This window comes from Snuella sedimenti, from assembly GCF_016428595.1.
Classification (GTDB): Bacteria; Bacteroidota; Bacteroidia; order Flavobacteriales; family Flavobacteriaceae; genus Snuella; species Snuella sedimenti.
Genome location: NZ_JAELVQ010000015.1, coordinates 74,396 through 101,289, shown reverse-complemented (window position 1 = coordinate 101,289; position 26,894 = coordinate 74,396). Strand labels below are relative to the sequence as shown.

At 39.4% G+C, this 26,894-nt stretch carries 13 protein-coding genes and 1 pseudogene; 9 read left to right on the top strand and 5 right to left on the bottom strand.

From position 1 onward, the window contains the following. Window positions 1-46 precede the first annotated feature (46 nt). The 9 genes from JF259_RS11965 to JF259_RS11925 all read left to right on the top strand — a co-directional run bounded on the left by JF259_RS11965 (window position 47) and on the right by JF259_RS11925 (window position 17,635). Window positions 47-3,457: a TonB-dependent receptor gene (locus JF259_RS11965; RefSeq protein ID WP_199115565.1), complete on the top strand. Its 3,411-nt coding sequence runs from the start codon at window positions 47-49 to the stop codon at window positions 3,455-3,457. A 28-nt stretch (window positions 3,458-3,485) separates the two neighbouring features. After that, on the top strand, window positions 3,486-5,042 hold the full coding sequence (locus tag JF259_RS11960; RefSeq protein WP_199115564.1) for a RagB/SusD family nutrient uptake outer membrane protein: 1,557 nt from the start codon (window positions 3,486-3,488) through the stop codon (window positions 5,040-5,042). Between the two features lie 98 nt (window positions 5,043-5,140). Then, window positions 5,141-6,940 carry a CRTAC1 family protein gene (locus tag JF259_RS11955; RefSeq protein ID WP_199115563.1) on the top strand — a complete coding sequence of 600 codons (1,800 nt, stop codon included), beginning with the start codon at window positions 5,141-5,143 and terminating at the stop codon, window positions 6,938-6,940. Window positions 6,941-6,945: 5 nt separating this feature from the next. Continuing rightward, a complete protein-coding gene (locus tag JF259_RS11950) occupies window positions 6,946-9,585 on the top strand; it encodes a multiheme c-type cytochrome (RefSeq protein ID WP_199115562.1) in 2,640 nt (879 codons plus the stop codon). 10 nt (window positions 9,586-9,595) lie between these two features. Then, a complete protein-coding gene (locus tag JF259_RS11945; protein WP_199115561.1) occupies window positions 9,596-11,569 on the top strand; it encodes a glycoside hydrolase family 97 protein in 1,974 nt (657 codons plus the stop codon). 22 nt (window positions 11,570-11,591) lie between these two features. Beyond that, window positions 11,592-12,965: an endo-alpha-N-acetylgalactosaminidase family protein gene (locus JF259_RS11940; RefSeq protein ID WP_199115560.1), complete on the top strand. Its 1,374-nt coding sequence runs from the start codon at window positions 11,592-11,594 to the stop codon at window positions 12,963-12,965. A 199-nt stretch (window positions 12,966-13,164) separates the two neighbouring features. Continuing rightward, window positions 13,165-14,358, top strand: a complete 1,194-nt coding sequence (locus JF259_RS11935; protein WP_199115559.1) for a purple acid phosphatase family protein — start codon at window positions 13,165-13,167, stop codon at window positions 14,356-14,358. A gap of 35 nt (window positions 14,359-14,393) precedes the next feature. Then, complete coding sequence (locus tag JF259_RS11930) at window positions 14,394-15,869, top strand: endo-alpha-N-acetylgalactosaminidase family protein (protein WP_199115558.1); 1,476 nt, start codon at window positions 14,394-14,396, stop codon at window positions 15,867-15,869. Then, a complete protein-coding gene (locus JF259_RS11925; RefSeq protein ID WP_199115557.1) occupies window positions 15,866-17,635 on the top strand; it encodes a right-handed parallel beta-helix repeat-containing protein in 1,770 nt (589 codons plus the stop codon). The genes JF259_RS11930 and JF259_RS11925 overlap by 4 nt, the downstream gene beginning before the upstream one ends. A gap of 203 nt (window positions 17,636-17,838) precedes the next feature. On the opposite strand, the pseudogene JF259_RS17815 reads toward JF259_RS11925, so the two are convergent. The 5 genes and pseudogenes from JF259_RS17815 to JF259_RS11900 form a co-directional block, all read right to left on the bottom strand. Then, a pseudogene (locus JF259_RS17815) lies at window positions 17,839-17,997 on the bottom strand (alpha-L-fucosidase); the annotation flags it as partial. A 298-nt stretch (window positions 17,998-18,295) separates the two neighbouring features. Then, complete coding sequence (locus JF259_RS11915; protein ID WP_233164247.1) at window positions 18,296-20,677, bottom strand: glycoside hydrolase family 95 protein; 2,382 nt, start codon at window positions 20,675-20,677, stop codon at window positions 18,296-18,298. A gap of 332 nt (window positions 20,678-21,009) precedes the next feature. Further along, window positions 21,010-23,310: a GH92 family glycosyl hydrolase gene (locus tag JF259_RS11910; protein ID WP_199115556.1), complete on the bottom strand. Its 2,301-nt coding sequence runs from the start codon at window positions 23,308-23,310 to the stop codon at window positions 21,010-21,012. Then, window positions 23,310-25,433 (bottom strand): GDSL-type esterase/lipase family protein, encoded by a 2,124-nt coding sequence (locus JF259_RS11905; RefSeq protein WP_199115555.1) that lies wholly within the window; start codon window positions 25,431-25,433, stop codon window positions 23,310-23,312. Before JF259_RS11905 ends, JF259_RS11910 begins: the two co-directional genes overlap by 1 nt. Before the next feature lie 19 nt (window positions 25,434-25,452). Then, entirely contained in the window at window positions 25,453-26,880 is a 1,428-nt protein-coding gene (locus JF259_RS11900) for a sialate O-acetylesterase (RefSeq protein ID WP_199115554.1), read from the bottom strand. Window positions 26,881-26,894: the final 14 nt, after the last annotated feature.

Below are 26,894 nucleotides of genomic sequence, written 5' to 3'. Positions count from 1 at the left end.
AATAAGTGATTTAAAAAAAGTTAAATCATCAAACCTTAGCAAAAATATGAAAAAAACAACTATGAGTATGTTTTTCGATTCCGAAAAACTGCGTAAAATCAATTTAAAAATGAAACTTACGACACTATTTTTGTTAGTTTCGCTTCTGAAAATACAGGCTAACACCTATTCTCAGAATACCAAGATCAGTTTAGATCTGGAGAACACAAGCGTACAAAATGTATTCAATACTATTGAATCTTCATCAGATTTTAGGTTTCTATACAACCACCTAAAAGTCGATCTAGATAGAAAAGTGTCTATTCACGTTAAGAAAGAGCGTATTGCTGATATTTTAAAATCATTATTTGCCGATACGGATGTGTACTTTACCGTAAAGAAAAAATTGATCATTCTAAAAACTGGTAAAAAAAAGGACGATACTAACACTGTAGTTACCGCACCCTTTCAACAAACTGTTAATGGTAAAATAACCGATATAAATGGTGTACCTTTACCCGGTGCCAGTATATTGGTTAAAGGTACTACGAATGGTGTTCAAACCGACTTCGATGGGAACTTCACCCTTAATATAACTACAGAAAATGCGGTTTTAGTTATTTCTTATATAGGATACACTACTAAAGAAATACCTGTAAACAACCAAACTTCAATCACCGTAAGTTTAGAAGAAAATGCAGCCGAACTAGACGAAGTTGTTGTTGTAGGTTACGGTACGCAAAAGAAAGTAAATTTAACAGGCTCTGTTGTAACAGTAACCGAAGAAGAATTTGAGAACAGAAACGTATCCAATGCAGTTCAAGCATTACAAGGTAAAGTAGCAGGGTTGCGCGTAACGCAAACTACAGGAGCTCCCGGTAATGAAGACATTACATTCCAACTACGTGGTGTAAACTCATTCTCTTCAGATCCTGATATTTCTTCGGTAGACAAAAACAAGCCGCTTATACTTATTAATGGTCTAGTGGGAAGTATGGCCGATCTGGATCCAGCCTTTATCGAGTCCGTTACCGTATTAAAAGATGCAGCTTCTGCTTCTATCTATGGAGCAAGGGCAGCCAATGGTGTGATATTGGTTACCACTAAAAAAGGAGCTTCAGATGGTACTAGTATTACTTATACCGGACGTGTAATGAACCAAAGCATGATCAACCAGTTAAAACGCGACTGGAACTCTGTAAACTTTATGGAAAAAGTAAATGCCTGGGTAGCACCTTACACTGGAAGATTCTATTCTGACGAGGTTATTAACAACTTTAGAAACAATCCGAACTCTGATGAGTTTCCTAACTTTAACCATGAAGATTTTTACTTACACGATGTAACCATTCAATCGCACAACTTGCAAATTGGAGGTACAGCTGGTAAAACCAGATATAATGTTGGTGTTGGACATTGGGATCAAGATGGTATTGCAGATGGGTTTACCTTTAAAAAGACCAATGCATTAATTAATGTAGAATCGCAAGTAAACGACTTCTTTAAAGTAGGGGCTTATATAAATGGAACGATTTCCAAAAGAACAGAACCTTATAATGGTGAACGCGATTACCTCATGGGTATTTTATCACAATCACCAACTTATAAGCCTTGGTTATTAGATGGATCTGGAAGATACGCCGGAAGTAATAACGGTACACAAGCAGAATCTGTAGGCTATGCCGATATTTCAAGTAAAAATGCCTATGCCATTTCAAACAACAAAAATGCATTGACATACGACGACCGTTTTGCTATTAACGCAAATGCTTTTCTTGATATAGAACTTTTAGAGGGCTTAAACTGGTACACGAAATTTGGTGCAGACATTACACAGTCCGATTACAAAAACCGTAGACCAATCCTTAGAATGTATAGCTACCGTTCTGGAGAGTTTCAAGGCAACCTGGACAATATTGGTAGTGAGCAACTAATCCACCGTGTTGGTAAACAAGAACATTATACCATCTTTTCGCATTTAAATTACCAAAAGACCATCAACGAAGATCATAACTTCGGGTTAATGATCGGTGCATCTCAGGAAACCGATAAATTTGAATTCATAGAAGGTGTGCGTCGTGGATTTGCTTCTCCTAATTTAGATGTTTTATCTGGTGCTCCGAGCTCAGGACAAACAACTGCCGGTAATATTGAAGAATTTACGTTGCGTTCGCTTTTCGGTAGGTTTACCTATAACTATAAGAGTAAATACTTAATCGAAGCTAACTTTAGAAGAGATGGTAGTTCAAGATTCCACAAAGACAATAGGTATGGTGTCTTCCCATCCTTCTCTGCTGGGTGGAACGCTTCCAAAGAAGATTTCTTAAGTGATGTAGATTGGTTATCCAACTTAAAAATAAGAGTGTCTTACGGGTTAATGGGTAATGACCTGGTAGGGTTGTACCCTTACCAATCTGTTCTTTCTTTAGGTAAAGATTATCCTTTTGCAAACCTACTACAAGGAGGTGCTATTAGAGAAGGGCTTTCTAATCCAGACATTAGATGGGAAGAGACCGAAGTAACCGATATAGGATTCGACCTGGCCATGTTCAACAACCGTTTTACATTGACCTTCGATTACTACGATAAAACCACCGATGGTATCCTCCGTTTAGCTCAATTACCTTTAACATCAGGGTTACAACCGCCTTTTGTTAACGAAGGTGTTGTAAATAATAAAGGATTTGAAATTGTAACTGGCTATCAAAACACAATAAATGATTTTTCGTATGGCGTAAACTTTAACTTATCGGCATACAAAAACAAACTAGTGAAATTTGGAGCTAGAACATTCGATCTTAATGCTATGATAGAAGGCAAAGAGATCAATCGATATTTTATGTACCAAGGTGATGGTATTTACCAAAGTCAGGCAGAAATAGATAACGGGCCAACACCAAGATGGCCAGCTGCTCCTGGAGATGTTAGACTAAAAGATATAGATGGTGATGGTGCCATTACTCCAGACGACCGCGTTGACGTAGACGGTGTTAACCCTGATTTCTTTTACGGTTTTGAATTGACTGCTAAATGGAAAAACTTCGATTTCTCTGCATTCTTCCAAGGAGAACAAGGACGCAAGGTATTGGTTAACAACGAGTGGTCATTAGTTTTACCTTTCTCTGTACATGGTGCTAATCCAATTACCTGGTGGGACGATGCCTGGACACCAGAAAATCCTTCTACAACAAAGCCACGAGCTATTTGGTATGGTGCTCCAGAAGGACAATCCATTAAAGAACCAACAACTTTTTGGTTAAGAGATGCCTCCTACTTAAGATTGAAAAACTTAAACATTGGTTACACACTACCATCAGAATTAATGGATAAAATCTTCTTAGACAAAGTAAGACTGTTCTTTAATGCAGAAAACCTGTTAACATTTTCTAAGTTCGAATTTGGTGATCCTGAAAGACCTGGGGACAACCTATACCCTATGTTTAGAACCCTTACTGTAGGTGCTACAATCAAATTCTAATCATTAACTATTAAGAAAGATTTTTATTATGAAAAAAATAAATTTAATATATAAGTCAATGTTAGCTGTAGCAGTGTTAACACTAGCATCATGTGCTGATATTGACCTAAATCCACACGATCAATTATCTGAAGGCACCTTTTGGCAAGTAGAATCGGATGCCGAATTAGCGCTTACAGGTATGTACGACCAGTTAAAAGCAGGTGAACCCTGGGGACAAAATAGCTTTTTAAATTCATTCTCTTTACCAGCTTTGGATGCGGCTACAGATAATGCCTATACGCAACATAACCGCTTAGGGTTAAAGAATGCCATGATAACGCCTTTTAACTCCCAAACTTCTGGAATTGTTACAGATTTTTACGGCATTGCCTATAAGCAAATTGCCTCTTCTAATTACTTTTTGGATAATGTAGACAACATAGAAGGCGTTGATGCCGCCAAAATGAACCGTTGGAAAGGTGAAGCACGCTTTTTTAGAGGTATGATGTACTTCTTTTTAAGTGAATTTTACGGTGGTGTACCTATCGTAACCACAGCGTACCAGTTAGGATCTGACTTACCTCCTCGTGCTTCGAAAGCAGATGTTGTTGCTCAGGCAACTTCCGATCTTGATTTTGCAATTGCTAATATTGAAGATAAACCTTATGATGGACGCGTTGGAAAAGCAGCTGCACAAGCGCTAAAAGTTAGACTTTTAATGGCTAACCAAAACTGGTCTGAAGCTGCTAGCCTAGCCAATACAATTATTAATAGTAATACATTCGATTTGGCCACTTCGTTCAGTAGTTTATTTACAGCACCCGAACAAGATGGCAACCCAGAAATCATGTTCTCCATTAAGTACTTAGTACCCAACGACGAGCATATAGGTTCCCTAAATTGGGGATGGTGGTTAAGTGTTACCCCACTTGCTAATTTTGTGGACGATTTTGAAATGGACAATGGATTGCCAATTACAGACCCTGCTTCAGGATTCGATCCAGATAACCCATATGCAAACAGAGATCCTCGAATGAGTGAGACAGTAGATCACCTTGGTTCTGTTTTTGGTTTTCCTGGCGAATATGGCGGTGTACCCTATATTTGGGATGAGGGTAACAGAGGACTTCCTGCGCCATTAATGTATAACTTAAGAAAGTATGCAGACCGCACCTTTCAAAACAGTGTAGATGCTGCCAACCATTGTGATACCGATTATGTGATCCTTCGCTTCGGAGAAGTTTTATTGAATTATGCCGAAGCCCAAAATGAAGCTTCAGGCCCCGATGCAAGTGTCTATAATGCTGTTAACAGAATAAGAAACAGAGCTGGCATGCCAGATTTGGCTGCTGGATTATCACAAAGTGAAATGCGTGATGCTATCCGTCATGAGAGACGTGTAGAACTAGCCTTTGAAGGTATACGTTGGTTCGACCTTAAGCGTTGGGGAACATTGGTTGCCCGTGTAAGTACGGTTGATGCAACACAAGTTCCGGTACCGTATATTATTAGCAGCAATAATGATTTATGGCCGATACCTCAATATGAAATAGATTATTATAGTGCTCGCGGACAAGAGCTAGGTCAAAATCCTGGGTACTAATTAGATATATCATATAATTTTTTTAAGTGTTAAGACCGGCATTATAAGTATTGTTAATGTCGGTCTTATAACTACTATTAATTAATACATCTAACGCCATGCAAAATAACAGCCAACCACTAGTTAAATCCAAAACGAACATAGCTTTTATATGTGTTTCTATTCTCCTGTTACTCTCTATTTTATCATGTCAATCAAAAGATAAAAAGAGCCAAGCAAGTATCGAAGCATCAAACATACCCAGTAGCACTATACAAGATGGGGTTATGTTCAACGATATTACCAAAGCTATTGGATTAGGTAATTTTCATTACGATAATGGCAGTTATGGCGAGTTTTTTCTTCCTGAAATCATGGGAGGTGGGGTTGCTTTTATTGATTACAACGGCGATAACTACCAAGACATGTTACTTGTAAACGGCGGTAGCATGAAAGAAGGTGAAGAACAGAGCATAGATGGTCTGTCCCTCTATAAAAATGTAGAAGGCAAGACTTTCAAAGATGTAACAAAAGAAATGGGACTTGACAATATACATGCCTACGGCTTTGGATTTACTGTTGGTGACTATGACAATGATGGCGATGACGATTTTTTCCTAGCAACTTTAACACATAACAGACTGTTTAGAAACGATGGTTCAACTTTTACCGACGTTTCTAAAATATCTGGTATCTACAATAAGAATGTCTGGAGTACATGCGCCTTATTCATCGATGCCGACAGGGATGGTCTCCTCGATATTTTTGTTGGAAACTATGCCAAGTGGTCCAGACGCAAAGACCGTAGCTTATTTTGTACCGAAAATGGAAGAACCGACGATTATTGCTCTCCCGATATGTACATAGGCGAACCCTGTTCCTTTTACCACAATAATGGAGATGGTACCTTTACCGAAGATGCCAAAGAAAGAGGGTTACATATAAATGCACCGACAAAAACATTAGGCGTTGTAGAAGTAGATTACAATAAAGATGGTTGGCCAGATCTGTTTACTGCCAATGATGCCGTGCCTGATTTGGTATTTAAAAATAACGGCGATGGCACCTATACCGAAACCGGTATGGGAATGGGCGTTGGTTTTGGTGTCGATGGGGCTCCAACCGCAGGTATGGGAGCAGCCGTAGGAGACGTTAGGAACGATGGCTCGCATTCGGTTTTCATCGGTAATTTTTCAAAAAAAATGATGACCGTATTCCGTTTTTCAGAACAAGGCGTTTATGTTAACGATTCGGGGCCTTCCCAAATCGGAAGACAAAGCCTGCAAAGCCTTAATTTCGGGCTTTCCCTATTTGATGCAGAACTGGATGGAGATTTGGATCTCTTTGCTGCTAACGGTCACGTATTCCTTTCTGTTGAAGAAAAATCCAAAGACATCACCCTTTTACAAAAACCACATTTCTTTATCAACGATGGATCCGGAAAGTTTAATGACATCATAGCCAAAAACCCACCATTTTTAAAAGCCCCCATGTTGGCACGATCTACAGCTTATGCCGATATAGATCTGGATGGTGATCTGGACTTGGTCATTACCGAAAACCAAGGTCCCATTCACATCATGCAAAATAATTCCAAAACCGGAAACTTCCTTAAAATTTTAGCAAAAGGCAACAACGGTAATAAAAATGCATTCGGTGCCACTATAGATGTTAAGGATTCCAATGGACTAAAACAAACACGATTTGTAAAGTCTTCCGACAGTTACCTATCCCAATCCGAAACACCAGTTACCATAGGTTTGGCCAACGCCAATAAAGTCGTTACCCTTAAAATTACCTGGCCAGACGGAAGCCAATCGTCCTTTAACGACATCCATGCCAACAAATTCATCAAAATAACGCAAGGGCGTCAAGACTTCGAAGAAATACCAATGTCCGTGGCATCTAACATAAACTAATCGCTATGGGCAATGCAAAATCCAAACATAAAAAATCGTTTAACTTAATAGCTAGCTTAACTATCTTACTGGTATTAAGTAGCATTTTATTAATCTATTTTGACAACTTCACACCAACTACCCTATATCTTGGAGTAACTGCACTCCATATAGTAATAGGTGTCATGGTTCTTTTTTTACTGCTCTTCTTTTTGGTATTCCATCTAAAACTAAAACGCGACATCTTTTCAAAAAAGCAATCGCTTACAGGTTTGTTTACCCTATTAGTAGCATTAATTTGTATCCTTTCCGGACTTATACTCACCTTTTTTGATATAAGCAATAATTTAAACTGGATTAAGATCTTACACCCTATTTCTGCAGTTTTAACCTTATTTACATTCTTTCTTCACGACTCCTTTAAAACATCTTTAAGTAAATTAAACAATCGTTTAAAAGAAAAGCAACCATTCCCCAAAAAACAAACCATACTTTCATTAGGTTTTGTTTTAACCATTTATCTTTTTTATACCTACGCCACAAAAGAAAAACCAGCACAATATGTAGCGCTCACACCAGAAATAATGTCTCCAGGAGAAGCATTACCAAAAGACCATAAATCCATAGACCATAGTATGCTAGATGGCTCCGGAAGTTGTGGCACAACCAATTGTCATCCAGACATCTATGCGCAATGGAATGAATCTATGCACCACTTTTCTTCGTTCAACAATCCCTATTACCGTAAATCAATTGATGTATTGAAAAGTTCTGGTGAAGGTGCTTCAACCCGATGGTGTGCTTCCTGTCATGACCCGCTACCCTTGTTAACTGGCAGCATGAAAGATAATTTAGAACATTTCGATCCCGATTCACATATCGCCCAGGCTGGTATTACCTGTCTGTCCTGTCATGCCATTCAGGAAGAACCACACGTTAAAGGCAACGGAAAATACCTTATGGATCAAGTAGCTGCTTTCAATAAATTGGGAGATCCCATGCCTTCAGAAATTCATAAAACACTATTAAGTTCAAACCCCGAGCCCCATGCCAAATCATTGATGAATGCAAACTTGCAATCAGAAAAATTCTGTTTAAGTTGCCATAAAGTATCCATTCCACCCGCAGTTAACAACTACCGATGGAAACGTGGACAAAACCAATACGACAGCTGGCAACGCAGCGGGGTTTCCGGAAATAATGTTAGATCATTCTATTTCCCCGATCAACCCAAGAATTGTATTGGATGCCACATGCCCAACGTCCCTTCAAACGACAAAGGCAATGATAATGGCTATGTAAAGAGTCATCGCTTTGCAGCAGCAAATACAGCTGTTCCTTTTAAAAATGGACACCACGGACAATTAAAAGCTGTTAAAGATAATCTTACCAATGGTATTGCCGAACTAGATATCATTAAAGTTAAGATTAACGGTAAAGAATACAATCCCACCGAGCCGATCCCTACTATGAATGGTGGCGACGAGGTAGCTATTGCACTTTTGGTTAACAATCGCAAAGTAGGACACCGTCTACCGGCTGGTACAAACGATACTAATGAATGGTGGCTGGAGGTACAGGCTAAAGATAAAAAAGGGAATACCATACTCGCATCCGGAACTATGGATGCGATGGGACAAATTGATAGTACGGCCCATTACCTTAGAGCCATACTCATTGACAAAAAAGGAAATATTATTAACAAACGCAATGTAAACCACATGTATGCCGCTGCCTATAATAATACCATCAATCCAGGATCTGCCCATCTCGTAAGGTATAAATTTAAGGTACCTGAGGGCACGACCGTTTCCGATATTAAAGCCAGCTTAAAACAACGAAAATTTAACTGGTACTACGAGAACCTAACCTTTGGCGGTATTCAGGAAGGTCAAAATTTAGGAGATCCCGTAAAAGTTGGTAAAAAATGGTTGCTTTCCAATCCAAAAAAACCAGATATTCCAATTACAACCGTAGCAACAACTACCAGAAGTGCCGATAAAGAATATACAACAGCAGTTCCCTTATGGAAACGCTGGAACGATTATGGTATTGGGCTTTTCTTTGAAGGGGACGACAAAACGGCTTTTATGGCCTTTTCAAAAGTAGATAAATTAAGACCCAATACAGAAGATGGCGCCGTTAACATGGCCAGAGTACTTGTAAACGAAGGCTCAATCAATGAAGCTTTAGACGTTTTAAACAAAAGTCTAGTTAAATATCCCAATAATAAGAGAATCCATTATTTTTTAGGCAAGGCATACCAATCCTTAGGAAACTATGAAAAAGCTATCGAACATTGGATGCTGGTCTATGCAAAATTCAAGACCGATTTTAAGTTGCTTCTTGAAATTAGTAATGCTTATTATTTGCTTGGCGAATACGAAATTGCCGACACCTTTTCATCACAAGCTTTAGATATTGATCCAGAAGACTTCGGCGCTATCTACCAACAACTGTTGATATACCAGGCACAAGGCAAAACCGAATTAGCCGAAACATGGAAAAAGAAATACCAGTACTACAAACGAAATGAAAAGGAAGAATTTGTTATCGCCGATTTTCTAGAAGCCAATCCGCAAATTAAGATCGAAAACAACCACACGCATTATCATGATTTACACAATCAGTTAAAAACAAACTTTAACGAACCATTAATACAATAAATTCTATTTAATGAACAGAAAAAAACGATGGTTTATAATACCACTTAATCTTTTAATAGCTGGACTTTGCTATACCCAAGAAGCATTGACCAGCCCCGACAACCAACTAACATTCCATATCGCCCTCTTAGAGAAACCAGAAGCGGGAGCTAATATTGCCTCTTATGCCGATGGGTCCCATCTGTATTACAGCCTGTCGTCAAACGGACGGGACATCATCGATCATTCACCCTTAGGGCTTACTTTAAATTACACCGATTTTTTCAATGATCTGCAATTTAAGTCCAATAGTCAAGTAGAACTCAATAAAGATTCCTACAATGTAATACACGGCAAGCATACCAAAATAAACAGTATCTATAATGAACGTGACTATGAATTTATAAATTCAGATAATCAATTATTGATCATTAAAGTAAGAGCATACAACGAAGGCATAGCGTTTCGTTACATTTTACCCGACAACTACACTAAAAAAAGACGTTTACTGGTTGAGCACACCGGATTTAGAATACCTACCGAAGGAAAGGCATGGATGGCTCCTTACAGCGGCCCTACCAAATGGAAACCAGCTTACGAACTCTACTATACAAATGGCAGTAAGGTAGCACAACCCGCTCCCGAAAAACCGGGATGGGTCTTCCCGGCGTTATTTCAAGTTAACAACGAAAAAGATTGGGTATTAATACATGAAGCTGGTTTAGAGAGGAACTATCCAGGTACGCACCTTGGCAACGATTGTCTGGATGGTATTTACCGGATCGCTTTTCCAGACCCGGGAGAAGCTTTAGGGATGTATAGAGCCATCCCTTCATTTACCGGCCCTTGGGAAATGCCTTGGCGCGTTATAGTTACAAGCAAGACGCTTTCAAAAATAATAGAAAACAATATGGTTTTAGACCTAAACAAACCAGTTAGGCCATTACAAGACATATCCTGGATCAAACCCGGACGGGTAAGCTGGGAATGGTGGAGTACCCAGGTTAGGGAACGCGACTTTAACCTCAACAAAACCTTTATAGATCTGGCTTCCGATATGGGTTGGGAATACTGTCTTATCGATGCCAATTGGAACGAAATGAAAGATGGCACCATAAATCAGCTTATTCAATACGCAACCAATAAAGGTGTTGGCATCTTTCTCTGGTATAATTCCGGTGGTCCCCATAACTATGTTTCCGAACAACCTCGCGGACGCTTGCATGATCCGCGTGTGCGAAAAGAAGAATTCACCAGAATAAAATCCTGGGGCGTAAAAGGCATTAAGATCGATTTCTTTAATTCCGATAAACAGGTAATTATAGAACAATACCTCGATATTTTGGAAGATGCTTTAGACCATGAACTGCTCGTAAACTTTCATGGTTGTACTGTACCCCGTGGCTGGAGCCGTACCTATCCCAACCTTTTAAGTATGGAAGCCGTAAAAGGAGAAGAAACCTACGGTTTTGGAGCTGAATTTCCAGAAAAAGCCCCCTCGTATAATACAATCATACCCTTTACCCGAAATACGGTAGGCTCAATGGATTACACACCTGTTGGCTTTACAAAGCATACCTTCCCCCACCTTACAACCAATGCACATGAATTAGCACTTACCATTGTATTCCAGTCCGCCCTACTCCATTTTGCCGATAGTCCCGAAGCCTATTCAAAGCAACCGAAAGAAATTATACAATTTTTAAAGGATATACCGGCACAATTTGATGAAGTAAAGCTGATCGATGGCTATCCCGGTGCCTATGTAGCCATAGCCAGAAGAAAAGGGAACAAGTGGTACATAGGCGTGATCTCTGGACAATCAAAACCAATTGAATTACAATTAGATCTATCTTTTATAAAGACTAACAACACTAAACTAATGGAAATTAGCGATGCAAAAGATGGTCAGTTTTCATTCAAACAAAACAACATAAAACAACAACTACATACATGCACTCTTCAACCTTATGGAGGCAGTGTAATAATCATCAACGAACAATAAATTAAAAAAATACAGCTATAAAATGATAAGAACAACAATACTCCCTCTTCTATTCTTAATTACCTTTAACATGGTGATCGCCCAAAATAACTTCAACCACGACTATTCGCAAACGGTTGTTATGAAATTATTTCTATCCAAACCAGATGGTAAAGGTGGTAGTATGGTAGCCTGTAACTTCGAAACAGCCCTAGAGCTTATTAAACAAGCAGACCAATTAACACTGCAAGCCCCTAAAATTATCTATTTGGTAGGCTGGCAATACAACGGACACGACGATAAATATCCTGCCTTTTTTGAGGTAAACAAAGCCTTAAAACGACCTCAGGATCCAACGGCTCAAGCCAGTTTGTCCTGGTTAATACGAGAAGCAAAAAAATACCATACCTCCGTAAGTCTCCATATTAACATGACCGATGCCTACGACGACAGTCCGCTTTGGGATACCTATGTAAAACATGATCTAATCTCCAAAAACAAAGACGGTTCCCTCATGGTAATTGGCAATTACAATAACCGTAAAGCTTACCAAATTAATTACCGTAACGAATGGCATTCAGGCTGGACTCAAAAACGTATCGACAGCCTTACAAATCTCATCCCAGAATTAAAAGCATCCGGGACTATTCACATTGATGCCTGGATAGCCCGAGAAAGTAAAGGACATTACGAAAGCCTCGTAACCGAATCCCAATACCAAAAAAGAGCCTTGCAGTATTGGCGTGATAAAGGTTTGGACGTTACCAGTGAGTGGGTCATGGATTACATGACCGGACTGGTGCCCTATGCCTGGCATTTTAATGCCCGCACACAACAGGATTATTTGGACTACCCTGCCAATGTATATACCGGCAGCGGAATAAACCCCGATGTTAAATACAGTGATTTCGATCTGGGTTTTCTTTTTGGCCAGAGTATGTATGGAGAAAGCCTCTGGCCCTATTCTCATAAAAATGATGAAGATAAAAAACATTGGGACAAAGCCTTTGCCCAAAAATTTTATTTAAACTGCCTGCAATATTTCTTTTTAAACAACCTCAAAAGAAAAAGTGTTACAGGAAATGGTGAAAATCGAAAAGCCTTGTTCTCAAAAGAGGTCGTTACCTCTCTAAAAGACAGTACCGTTAGTAAAGGAAATATCTATTACCGACAAAAAAACACAGTGCTGTTTCCCGTAATCTGGAAAGACGAACCTATTTTAGCGGCCTATAGTGATGTTACCATAACCCAAAGCTTCCTACTGGACGACACTTGGAAATATTTTAATACACTGGGCATTTTCGAGGTAAGTACTTCAGGAGTTAAACAAACAGGCAAAGTCAAAGTTAAAAATGATCGCATACAGCTAACACTGAAGGCCGGACAGCCCTATATGATACGTCCAATAAAAAAATAATAAGGAATGTCAGAAATTTTTAGTTTCTTCATCCTTCGAAAATGCTCTGTACATGATAAAAAATATCATGTCACATTGAGCGCAGTCGAAATGCTTTAAAAATTAGTGTTTTAATTGTCTTCGACAGTGCTCTGACTGACATTAATTATTAAATTAATTTTTGTCATGTGCTAAACTAAAAATTATAAAATTTAATCCCATGGAACATAAAGGCAGAAGGCAATTTTTAGGAAACCTATCAACACTGGCTATAGTAGGAGGCACCTTGCCGTTACTCACAGCAGCCACAAATAGACCAAAGGAGGCTATAGCTCCATTTCGTTTTTTATGCCCTCCCTATCTTCAAAATAGCACCCAAAATTCGGTGCATATTTTATTCATTACAAACAATAATGCCCATAGTTGGATTGAATATGGGGAAGCAGATTTGAATCTAAAAGCCGAATCGTATCTGGATGGTTTTGTACAAGCAAACAATACATTAAATAGCATCCAGCTTAACAACCTAAATCCCGGCACAACTTATAAATACAGAATAGTAAGTCGGGAGATCGTTAAGTTTGATCCTTATGATCTGGCCTACGGAGATACCATCACATCCGATACATTTGAATTTAGCACCGTAGCTTCGGATGCCGATAGCGTTACCTGCCTTATTCTTAACGATATTCACGATCGCCCCTATTCCTTTTCCGACTTGTTATCGCTAAACAAGGATAACAACTATGACTTTGTAGCTCTTAATGGCGATATGTTCGACTATCAAACAGACGAACAACAATTAATCGACCATCTAATCACACCTTGCACAACCCTGTTTGCCAGCGAAAAACCATTCATCATGATACGCGGCAACCATGAAACCCGTGGAAAATTTGCAAGGAATATTAAAGACTACTTTAAATTTCCAGAACAAGAATATTATTTCTCCTTTAAGCAAGGTCCGGTACATTGGATCGTTTTGGATTCCGGAGAGGATAAAGAAGATGAAACGCCGGTATATGGCGACATAGTAAAATTTGACGAATTCAGGGAACAACAAGCCAAATGGCTGGATACAGAGCTACAAAAAAGCGAATACAGTGACTGCAAATACAAGGTAGTGTTAATGCACATCCCCCCATTTCATTCCGGAGACTGGCATGGTACCACCCATTGCAGGCAAGTATTTAACCCTGTATTTAAAAAGTACGGTATAGACATGGTTATCTCTGGGCATACCCATCGCTATGGTGTACACCCGCCAACCGACGATCATCCCTATCCTATCATTATAGGCGGTGGCCCTAAAACCGGTTCCCGTACGCTAATCCAATTCTATGCAGACCAGAACAATCTTGAAGTTAAAATGATACGCGATGACGGAGAAATCGTTGGTCAATACAAACTTTAATAACGCCATAATAATGAACAATAAAATTTAGCCTTATGTATGCTATAATACATTCTCGACTTGTAACTAAAATAAGGTTGGTTTTAGCTTTTGGTCTATTATCTGCATTAAATATTCATGCACAAAAGCTGGACACCCTTTATTTTGATACCTCAGGCAATCAGCAACATATTAAATGGCAACACCGTTATGATCAAACGCTGACCTTGAAATTATTCATGTCGCAAGCCGATTACGAGGGTAAACAAAAGCGAAAGGACAATGGCAAGACCAAAGTATATGTCAACTTTGAACAGGCTCTCGACATTATCAAAAAGATCGACAACCTTACTTTAGGTATGCCTAAGATTATTTACCTGGTGGGATGGCAGTATAATGGACACGACTCCAAATACCCGGCGTTTTTTGAAGGCAACGACGCTCTGAAACGCCCACAAGATAAAAATGCCCTGGAAAGCCTGAAATGGCTTATGGAGGCGGCCAAAAAATACCATACCACAGTAAGTATCCATATCAACATGTTTGACGCCTACGAGGACAGTCCGCTCTGGGACACCTATGTAAAACACAATATTATAGCACGCCATGCAAATGGTAAACTTAGAGAAGGTGAATGGGGTTACCCCATTAGTTATGCCCAGGAATGGAAAACGGGTTTCGCTCAAAAACGTATTGACAGTTTATGTAATCTGCTTCCCATTGCCGAAGCAGGAACCATTCATATCGATGCCTTTCATACCTGGCCTCCAATAGGCAAAGATGGTCCCGGAAAAAGACCATTTATAAAAGCCCCTACAAGCCCATTCCTTGATTTTTCAATACAAGATGAAACCCAAGCCCAGAAAAGCATATACAACTATTGGGCTTCAAAAGGCATAGACGTGACCAGCGAAGGAGCCACCTTTTTACGCGAAGATGCTTTTGAAGGCTATCAGCCTATGGTTTGGTGGGTAGACTGGGGACTAAAAGAATACATGAAATGGCCAGCATCATTTTATACAGGAGGTGAAGACAGGAGCATTAACGGTAACCTATTTGGTTCCAGCATGCACGGCGAAGACATCATCATGAAAGACCCCGAAAACCTCTCGGGATTCAAAGCCCAGTTTTGTACGTCAGCAATCATATGGTATTATTTAAATAGATTAGAACGTCAAAAATATGTTGCGAACGATACAGCTAAAAAAGTATTTTTCTCAAACAATGTGCTTACCGCTGTTACAGGCTCAGAATATACCATTACAAAGAACAATAGAATTCTGGTTGAAAATGATGATATATTCATCCCTGCACTATGGATGGATAACAAATCTATTATTGCCTACAGTAAAGCAGGCTATACAAACAAAACATGGCAACTCCCTAAAGAATGGCATCATATCACACAAGTTACTATTAAAGAAATAAGCCCTAACGGTCAAAAAACTATAGGTAATCATAAAACACTAAATGGTCAACTGCATCTGAGCTTAGCACCCAATCAAATGTTGTTAATAACACCTAAAAGATGAGAACACTACAATTTTATAAAATAACAATCACACTACTATTCTTTTTTACAACCGGTTTTCATAATTATGCCCAAAAACCCAAGCAGACTATTAATGTACTTGAATACGGCGCTATTCCCAACGATGGTAAAGACGATACCAACGCTTTACGAAATGCAGTAAAAAAGGCAGTAGCTACCCCAAATGCCACGCTGCTTTTACCTGCAGGGCGTTACCACATTTCTGATTCCTTGGCTTTAAAGATCCAGAATGATGCCATGTCTGGAAAGCTAGGTAAGAACCCCCAAGATCAGCTATTTGTTCCTAATAAGGATTACGCCATTGGTTTAGATTTTAACGGTGCCAAAGATCTGGAAATCCAGGCCAAAGATGCACTACTTATCTGCGACGGCTGGATGGAACCCCTCTCTTTTAGAAACGCCAGAAATATAGTTCTTAACGGTATTACCATCGATTATAAACGACGACCCAATAATCAAGGAGAGATTGTCAATATGGGAGACGATTTTGTAGACGTGACATTTACGGAAGAAGAAACTTTAGCCAAAGATCAAATCGTTTTGCGTATTATGATCTACGATAAAACCAAACAATCCTTTTCAGGTGCTGGTGTGTATTACAAACGGAAAGAACAGATCGCTCCAAACACTATGCGATTTTATGGTAAAGACATTCGCAACCAATCCAAATTGGGCAACATGCTCCTTACCTACTCAGGTTTTCATTACCGTCCCGCCATCCTTATCTATAAAACAAAAGACATGGTTTTAAACAATGTTACCATTCACTCCCAGGCTGGTATGGGCATTGTCGGGCACCTAAGTGAAAACATAACCATGAACCATCTTAAAATAGTACCAAACCAAGGACGTTATGCATCTACAAATACAGACGCTACCCATTTTGCTACCAACAGAGGTTTCATAAAATTTAACGCCTGTGAGTTTGGAGGTCAGGGTGACGATGCCACCAATGTACATACCTATTACACCCATATTGCGAATAACGACCCTAATACAAAAAAATGTGATATTATGGTAGACCGCAAAAACTATACACACTCCTCCTATTTAGATGAACCCCAGGCTGGTGATGTTTTAGCCGTAATTGACAAAAACACACTGGAAGAAAAAAGTTATGTAAGAGTACATCAATTTTGGACTTATCCGCTTCAGGATAAAGTAAGAATCGAATACGATGGAGAAATTCCAAACGATACCGATAATTATTATCTCATCAATATTACAACAACCCCACAATTAGAATTTAAGAATTGTATTGTCCGTTCCCATCGCGCACGGTCGGTTTTGGTTAAAACAAGAAAAGTCCTAATCAAGAACAATACCTTCTCTAACACCACTGGGACCGCAATCCATTTAGGTGCAGAAGGTGACTGGGGAGAAGGCACCGCTTCCGAAGATGTTATTATTACAGATAATATATTTAACAATTGTGGTTTGGGCGGCCCCGATGACGGTACTATTGAGGGAGCATCAGCCGTAGCTTTACATGTTAAAGCTCCTAACAAGGACATGCCGGGATTACACAAACGTATTTTAATTGAAAACAACGTTGTAAACGGTGGTAAACACGCCATCGTTATTAAAGGTTCTGAAGATGTTACCATTCGCAACAATGTATTTAACAACCTTACCGACGCATCTATTTCTGTCGGTGCTACAACCCGCTTGAAAGCTTATAAAAATCATGGAGCCAACGCCATAACCATAGGCGACATGCAACCTGCTTTACCTAACCAATATTAACTTCTGAATATTAAACAAAAACCCCGACAAAAGTTTAAAAAAGCGCAATGTCTATTGATTTTGCGCTTTTTTAGTGCCCTATACCTGTAGATCCCAATCCTTATATTTCTTCACCTTTTATATGGAATACCTATGCATAGGTTTTATCGTTCCATTTGTTTAAAATAGTTTTTGAAATGCTAATGTTTAAACCTTCCTGATTATCAAACCCCTTGTTTGTAATGGTTTTCAAAACTTTCTATTTCATAAATAGTCGCTCCATTGGTTTTTAACCAATTGCCTGTTTCCTGTAAACGCTCCACACTTGGTTCTGGAATAAGACCTTCGGCCGTTGGCCTTGCATTTAAAAGATAATGACCACCTTTGCCACAACATCTATAAGGTTATGGATGAGTGTTATGGGCATATCATCTCTATTTTACAAACCTGTTGTGCATTTTAGATTAAACTAGTTTTAAAATTCTGTCAATTCGAGTGAATTTTACGATTGAAATGAGTAAACTACCTCGGTGCAAGCACACGAGGCATTTATGGGAAATATCTTTTTGAGTTTTAGGCAAGCCTCGGAGCATTTAAATCTCGATTATCGAGTAAAATTTGTATCGAGAATAAGAATTTTGTTAAAATGCACAACAGGTTTTACATTATTTTATCGTTTTATTATTGAACACTGTTAAGCATCCCATCCAACCATAGTTTTTGATTTGCATGCAAGTCGACATCAACCGTCTTCCCTGCGTATTTAATGGTTACCTTCTGATCTTCTCTGGACAACAAGCCTACTTTTTTAAGTACCCCTGCTTCCCATACCATATCGACCTCAACATTACCTCTTGCCTTTAACCCACTTACATTTCCGGTTTTCCAATTGGATGGTAAAGCTGGTAATAACCGTATAAACCCTTCGTGCGACTGTAACAACAATTCTGCTACACCGGCTGTATACCCAAAGTTCCCATCAATCTGAAACGGAGGATGCTCGTCAAACAAGTTATCTGCAATCGAAATTTGGAAAAATTTACGAATATTATCCTCAGCTGCAGCAGGATCTAATAACCGGGCATTAAAATTAATCATCCAGGCGCGACTCCACCCTGTTCCGGCACCACCGTGCTGTAAACGATAATCAATGGTTTTTTGTGCTGCCTCAAAAGCTTCAGGATGCGCTTTGGTTATTTGATTACTTGGATGCAACGCATACAAATGCGACATGTGCCTATGCCCTTTCTCTGGTTCATCGTAATCGTCATTCCATTCCAGGATACGGCCATCTTTTCCAACAACCACTCCTGGGAACAGATTGTCTTTTTTGGCTTTCACCTCTTTAGTAAAATCATCGTCAATATTCAAAACTTCGGCAGCTTTTAGAACATGATCAAAAACTTCATTTATTATCTGATGCCCCATAGCTGCTCCATAGGATATAGCAGCAGGCTTTCCGTCTTTAGCCGTATACGAGTTCTCTGGAGAAGTTTCGGGAGTAGATACCCATTTTTCTGCCGCTTCATCCCATACCAGCCAATTAGTATAAAATTGGGCTATGGCTTTCATATAAGGGTACGCCCGTTCTCTTAAGAAGTCCTCATCTTTTGTAAAACTGTAGTGCTCCCAATAATGCTGTGCTAACCAGCCACCGCCATGAATCCAGGCGCCCCAGTATGGCTGAGCTGCTCGCATCCAGGCAGGTGCCCACAAATCAGTGGCATGGTGCATCATAGCACCATCCATACCGTATTGTTCTTTCGCTGTTATCTTTCCACGTTCCAACAAACGATCGGAAAAGTCGAATAAGGGTTCGTGCATTTCACTTAAATTAGTGACCTCTGCCGGCCAGTAATTCATCTGTAAGTTAATATTCAAATGATAATCGGCATTCCAGGGCGCTTGAATATGGTGATTCCAGATACCCTGTAAGTTCGCCGGATTGGTTCCTTGTCTGGAAGACGAAATCAATAAATACCGCCCATATTTAAACAATTTAGCAGCTAGATCGGCATCGTCATGACCTTCTTTTATACGTACCAAGCGTTTATCGGTAGGGATTGAATCCAATGCACGATCTCCCAGATCCAACTCGACTCTATCGTAATATTGCTTATAGTCCGTTTTATGTCCTTCTAATAAAACCTCAAATGATTTAGCATTCACTTTTTCAAGGGTATTATCGTTTTGAGCGACATAGTCCTCATGATAAAACGATGTGGCTCCTGCTACGATCAAGATGGCTTTCTTTACGCCTTTTAGCATCAACATACCATCTTTAGCTTCTACGGTACCAGAAGTGTTTTTGACTTTTAAGCGTGTTTCAAACTTAACACCATAATCAATGGGAAAGGGTTCGTTCATTTTCTTACCTCCATACTGTGTTACCATGCCTTTCATGCTAATTTCATGCTCTGACGGATTGGATACCGTAACCGTTTTATGTCCGTTATCTTCAGGGCGATCCAAGCGTAAATTAAAATCCATACCCGCATTCGCTTCCGTCTCCAAGGCGATGACCAGCACATCATCGGCGGCCGACGCGAATACTTTTTGGGAATATGCCTTCCCATCAGCTGTGTAATGAGTCGATGCAACCGCGTCATTCAAATTTAAGCTGCGCTTATAATTTTCAACATCTTTGGCATTCGGAAAGTCGATATATAAATCTCCCATCGTTTGATGTGAGCGTAACACAGACTTATACGAAAAACGTTCCACAATTAATTTGTCTACTTCGTGAGCTTCTCCTTTTTTCAATAAGTCCCTAAGAAGTTCTAAATCGTCCTTGTTTCCTTTGGAATCTCCCCAGTCTGGTCCTCCCGGCCACATGGAATCTTCATTCAGCTGAATACGTTCATGCTGCGGATTGCCAAATACCATAGCCCCCAAACGCCCATTACCAACGGGCAATGCCTGCATCCATGTTTCAGCAGGTTGTTCATACCACAAAACATCACTGTATTGTTCTGTTTGTTTTGTCCCCTGTTCTTTACAGGAAACAGATAAAATGATTAAAAGTAGTAGCATAAAGCGATACGGATAGCTTTTTGTTTTCATGAATGTTCTTTTTTTAGTGTTGGTTATTTTCTCAGTCAATAAACTACCTCGGTGCAAGCACGCGAGGTATTTATAAGACATTATTTTTTGATTTCAAGGCAAGCCTCGGAGCATTCAAATCTCGATTATCGAGTGAAACCTAGTAGATATCTACCAGCGATTTTATTTCTATTTTAGAATTATCAAATTCCTTACTTCCCACAACAATGGTTTTGGGTACATTTGGCAACAAATCGAATTAATTGTCCGAAAGCCTCAAATTTATTGTAATCCTTCATAAACAAAAAGAGATATATTGCATTTTCCGTGATAAGAAACCCCAAACATTACCCTTAAATTTTTGATTGGTTTCCCATAACAATTTTTAACGTACTGCCTGCTTTAATATCCTCGTGTTTAAAAACCAAGGTATCTTGTTTAATATCATTGATATAAAACGCCTGTACATATTTATTGTCAGGACTATTCTTCTCTGCTATAATGGTAAAGGTCTTACCAGATTTCAACGGTATCTCGACCTTATCAAATAAGGGGCGTCCAATAGTGTAAACAGGGTTTCCCGGGGTTACCTGGTAAAAGCCCATAGCGTTTAAAACATACCAAGCAGACATTTGTCCGCAATCCTCATTACCAATAATACCTTCAGGAGTTGGTGTATAAAACTCCTTAAGAATTTGATCGACGAGTTGTTGTGTTTTCCAAGGTTGTCCTGCCAAGGTGTAGAAATATGCTATATGATGGCTAGGTTCATTACCATGTGCATATTGCCCTATTAACCCGGTGATATCGCTACTGGCATCTTCGCCTTCAATTTCTGAAGAAGTAGTAAATAAGGTATCTAATTTTTGAGTAAACGCTTCCTTACTTCCGTAAAGGTCAATTAACCCTTTAACATCATGAGGTACAAACCAAGTCCATTGCCAAGCATTACCTTCTACATAGGCTGCTTTCTCATGACTTGAATACTTGGGGTTAAATGGTGTTACCCAAGATCCGTCTTCATTTTTACCACGCATAAATCCTGTTTCTGCATCAAAATAATGTGTGTAGTTTTTGGCTCGCTCCTTAAAAACAGCTACCAAAGAATCGTTATTGTTTTGCCTCGCTATTTCGGCAATACACCAATCGTAATAAGCCATTTCCAATCCAAAAGAAACGGATTTAATAATTTTATCGGCCGGAATATGTTTGTTCTCATTAACGTATTTATTATATAAAGGCATCAAGGCCTTTTTTCTTGGTGTAGTTGTATTTTCTATCAGCCATGGTTTATAAGAAGCACTATTAATAGCTGCTTCTAATGCCAGAGATTTATCTATACCGGGAATGTCTTTTGCCAAGGCATCTGCGATATTGGCGACTGCTGGATAACCAACCATGGTTCCCGTATAATTTGAAGCTAAGGGCCACATAGGCAAGAAGTCGCCTTGCTGGTATTTTAACAACAAATTATTAACCCATTCTGCTGACCTTTGTTCGTCGATAATGGTCATTAACGGGTGTAACGCCCTAAAGGTATCCCATAGAGAATATACGGTATAGTTTGGTGCGTCGGGAGATGCCTGATGGATTTTATGGTCCATACCACGATAGCGTCCGTCCACATCCTGATAGATCATAGGGGCTATCATGCTATGATAGAGCGCGGTATAGAATACCTTAAGATTAGCCGCGTTCTCAGTACTTACTTTAATAGCCTGTAAAGCTTTGTTCCAAATAGCTTCGGAATCTTTACGAACTTTATCAAAATCCCAATCGGGTAACTCGGTTTCCATATTCAAGCGAGCACCATCAGTATCTACCGGAGATATACTAACCTTCACCTGTAAGGGTTCATCTGTCTTTAAGGTATTAAAGCTTAAGTAGGCATATACATTCTTACCACTATAGGTGCCAACTTTCGACACTGTTTTCTGGTCGACAACCACTTCATCAACAGTAAACGGACTGGAAAACTGTGCATAGAAATAGACTTTATGGTCATCTGCCCAACCTTTTGAGTGTTTTAGTCCTTTAATGGTTTTATTATCTATTATTTCAAGTTCATTATAAATATTGCTATGTCCCCAAGTGCGCTGTAAAATATGACCTATATCCAAAAGCAATCGCTTTTCATCACAGCCGTTATACTGGTATCGGTGAATCCCTACCCTATCGGTAGTAGCCAATTCGGCCTTGACCGGATAATTATTAAAAGTCACAGCATAATAGCCCACCTTGGCTACTTCATCTGCTTTATTGAAGGTTGCAATTGGTTTTTCTTTTGTTGTACCCGTAAAAGGGAGTAGCAACACATCACCCATGTCCCCAATCCCTGTGCCGCTCAAATGGGTATGGGAAAACCCGTAAATGGTTGAATCGGCATAATGATATCCACTGGACGCATCCCAACCGTTCAACTTGGTATCGGGGCTTAGTTGCAACATGCCATGGGGTCTGACCGGTCCGGGAAAGGTATGTCCGTGAAATCCCGTACCAATAAACGGATCGACATATCCCAACAGATTATCCTTAATGATTGGTTCGTCATTTTTTTCCGTTTTGCAACCTATTGCAATCGTACATATCACTAACAAGGCAAATGTCCTTGATACAGGTATTTTTTTTCTTATTTGATGCCAGTTATTATACATTACTCTTTAATTATATTATTGTACTTTTCTCTAATAAACTTGCCCCAAGCTACATATCCTTCGGGCAATAGATGAATGCCATCTCCACCATATAGAGATCTATCCAAATTCCCTTCTGGATCTGAAAAAGTTTGCTCCATATTGTAATAGAAAACCGAAGTGTTATCTCCAAGACGGGCAATACGTTTATGTATTGCTCTATACTTTTTTCTTCTATCGGAATCTTTATCCAATCCTGTTGGGAGAGGTCCTAATAGCAGTAATTTAGATTCGGGAAAGGTTGTTTTAGCCAGGACTACCACTTTTTTAATTCCCGCACTAATTTCTTCTGCGGTATTAAAGGGAAAATTATTAACGCCTATGGTTAGCACTACCAGTTTTGGCTTTCCAGTATTGTAATGTCCATGTTCGATACGCCATAGTACATGTTCGGTCCTGTCGCCGGAAATGCCTGATGAAATCCATTTCAGATCTTTAAAGTGGGTATCGGCGGCGACCTGTCCGGGTTTATAGGTAGTTAAGGTGCGATCTCCTCCCCAGCCTTGGGTAATGGAGTTACCTACCAACAATAGATCGATTGATCCTGAATTTTGACATAAGGAATCGATATCCTTCATTTGATACCACCAGCCTTTTCCAGATTTCCATCCTGCCCCTGAGCGGTATTCGGATCCAGGTGCCACAACAGTGGCGAAATTAATTTTACAATCTGTAGCTCTTAGAATAAAATCAACAATGGGCGTGGGATTACTTAAACTATGTGGGTGGTGTCCAATTCCCGGCTTATAGATACTCGTTATATCTCCTCCTACTTCTAAAACCTTTTGTTCGAATGGTTTTGTATTTTCGTTTACTGGTACTACTATATCTGCCTCACCGCATACATGCATCATAGGAAACCCTCCTTTCGCTATGGTTTCGGCTTTATGTATCGGATTACCATTAAACTGTTCCAGTTCGTCCTCGGACGTTATATTATACACCTTTTTAAACCGTTCCCAATCTACCTCGCTTCCTTTGCCTTGCCCTTTTCCGCCTGGCCAGCTGGTTCCGTCCAATACGGGCGCATCGGCATAGAGGCATGCTACTTTTTCAGGGTTCTTAGCTGCCCAATTATAGATAATAAGCCCACCACGGCTCATACCTTCTAACACCACTTTTTCTGATAGTCCAGCCTTAATCATTAATTCATAAAAGGCATCCCAACGCGCAACGGCTTCAGAGCCTCCATATAAATTGGCTACATCACAGTAGGCTATATGAAATCCGCGTTCTAATAACGCAACATCCGTTTGTGGTTCGTGCCCCCAAAAACGTGCTCTTAACACCCAAGGATGCCCCTTGGCTATGTGTTTAGGTCGTACTATTTTACAGTCGACGCCATTCCATTTAAAATTGGTCTGGTTAAATCCATAAAAACTATGGTCTTGCTTATCTTCTAAATGATCTATAGCTATATTAAACTGTTCTGAAGTATCTTGCAATACTGCTTCATAAGCGCGTCTTGCCATACGGGTTGCTCCTAACGAAGAAGGATGAATGGTATCTGGTAAAAGATTGGGGCTATCAATAAACAACTGATACAAATCTATGACCTCACTACCTGTTTCATAGGCCACCTTTTGGGTTAATGGGATAATTTTATTTTTTATAACGGGATTCCAAATACTAGAAGAGTCCTTTAAAAAGGATGGTATTGGGAGTAATAATACCACGCGTACATCTTTGTTCTTTTCTTTAAATGATTGGATGAGTGCTTTATAATCGTTTTCAAAATCGGATTCCAGATGTATTCTATTCTGTTGCTTGGAATCGTTAGTTCCTAATTTAATAAAAACAATATCAGGGTTAAACAATAGTGCTTCTTGGTAAGCATCGGAACTCCAATATGGATGGTCTCCTTTCTTTAAAAGTGTATTCGCACTAACACCAAAATTTTTAACTTGATAGTTTTCACCAAGCATGGCTTGTAATTGTTGGGGATAGGCATTCTTTTCTCGATTTGCAATCCCCGATCCGAAGGTTATACTATCTCCAACACAGGCAATTTTAATGGATTCTTCGGTTTCCTTACAACTAAAAAGGGTTAAAAAAAGTAAGCATAAAATAAAATGTTTGCTCATGGTATATCTGAATTAAATTTTATTCTGTCCAGGTATCGGTTTTAAATGCCGAAGCTGGTAACCCCGAAGCATTGAATAAATTTGGCAGGGCATCATCAGAGAAGGCAAATCGCACTGCTACTGGATGTTTTACTTCTTTAGCAGACACCTCAACTGTGTTTCCTATTATTTTTGCCTTTGCTGGATAAAATTTCTTATCGGCTCCTGCAATATAGAAGGTCTTTAGCTCTCCTTCTTTGGAAACCAGACCTCCTTCGACATAATCGAAATGGATGATCGCTTTATTTCGCTTTACTTCCATTGTCTTATAAACTGGTCCACTATATACAATATCCTTAACTCCATAGGTTTTCGCAAGTGCCCAAAGTGCTAAACGCCTTCCTACTTCCTGTTTGTTGGTTGGGTGTATATTTTTTAAATTTCCAATGTCATTGGTTACTACCATTCCGGTATTGTTGACCGTCTTCATGGTTTGTAACTGGGCATCACGCACCAACGCCACTTCTTCTTTAAAATCGTTATAGGTAAATGGTGCGATTTGCACAAAATAGAATGGAAACTCCTTTTGCCATGCTGCTCTCCAAGATGTGATTAACAGTGGTAACGATTTATAATAAGATTGTGCATTTTGTCTGTTAGATTCACCCTGATACCACAAGCAACCAGCTATGTTATAATTTAGGAATGGATGCACCATACTGCTATAGGTCACCCCAGGATCTCTAGGCCACCACACATAATCTTTAATTTTTGTTGAAGCCTCTTTTAAATCGGAATGTGCTTCTAATTGTTCTTTTTCTATCCAGGTTTCTATGGGTGTTCCGCCCCAACTTGAATTGATCAAACCAATTGGAACCTCCTCCAATTCATTATGCAGTTCACGCCCAAAAAAATAGGCAACAGAACTAAAATCCTTCATGGTTTCAGGTAGGCAAAATTCCCATGTACCTTGTGCATCATCTTGTTTGTATTCTGATTTTTTCTTATTTACGGAAAACAGCCTTATCTTGGGATAATTAGCTGCTTTAATTTCTTGTTCGACATTATCCAATCCTTTTAGAGGCGTCCATTCCATATTGGATTGTCCCGAACAAAACCAAACTTCTCCAATGAGTACATTTTTTAATTCCAACACCTCATGTCCTGTTATGGTAATTGTATAGGGACCTCCAGCTTCTGGGGTTGGTAATTTCAAAGACCACACTCCCTGATAAGCTTTTGTGCTAACAGCTTCATTATTCCAAGAGGTAGTTATTGTAATACTTTCTGCTGCATTGGTAGTCCATCCCCAAATAGTGGCTTCACTTTGTTGCTGTAATACCATGTTGTCCGATAAAATGGAAGGCAACCATATTTTAGCATAACTGGAACTTGTTATAGACAGGAAGCAAATCAATCCTAGAACGATTTTTTTCACACGCTTAACATTTATTAATGTTCGTTGCATTTTTTTTAACTTAT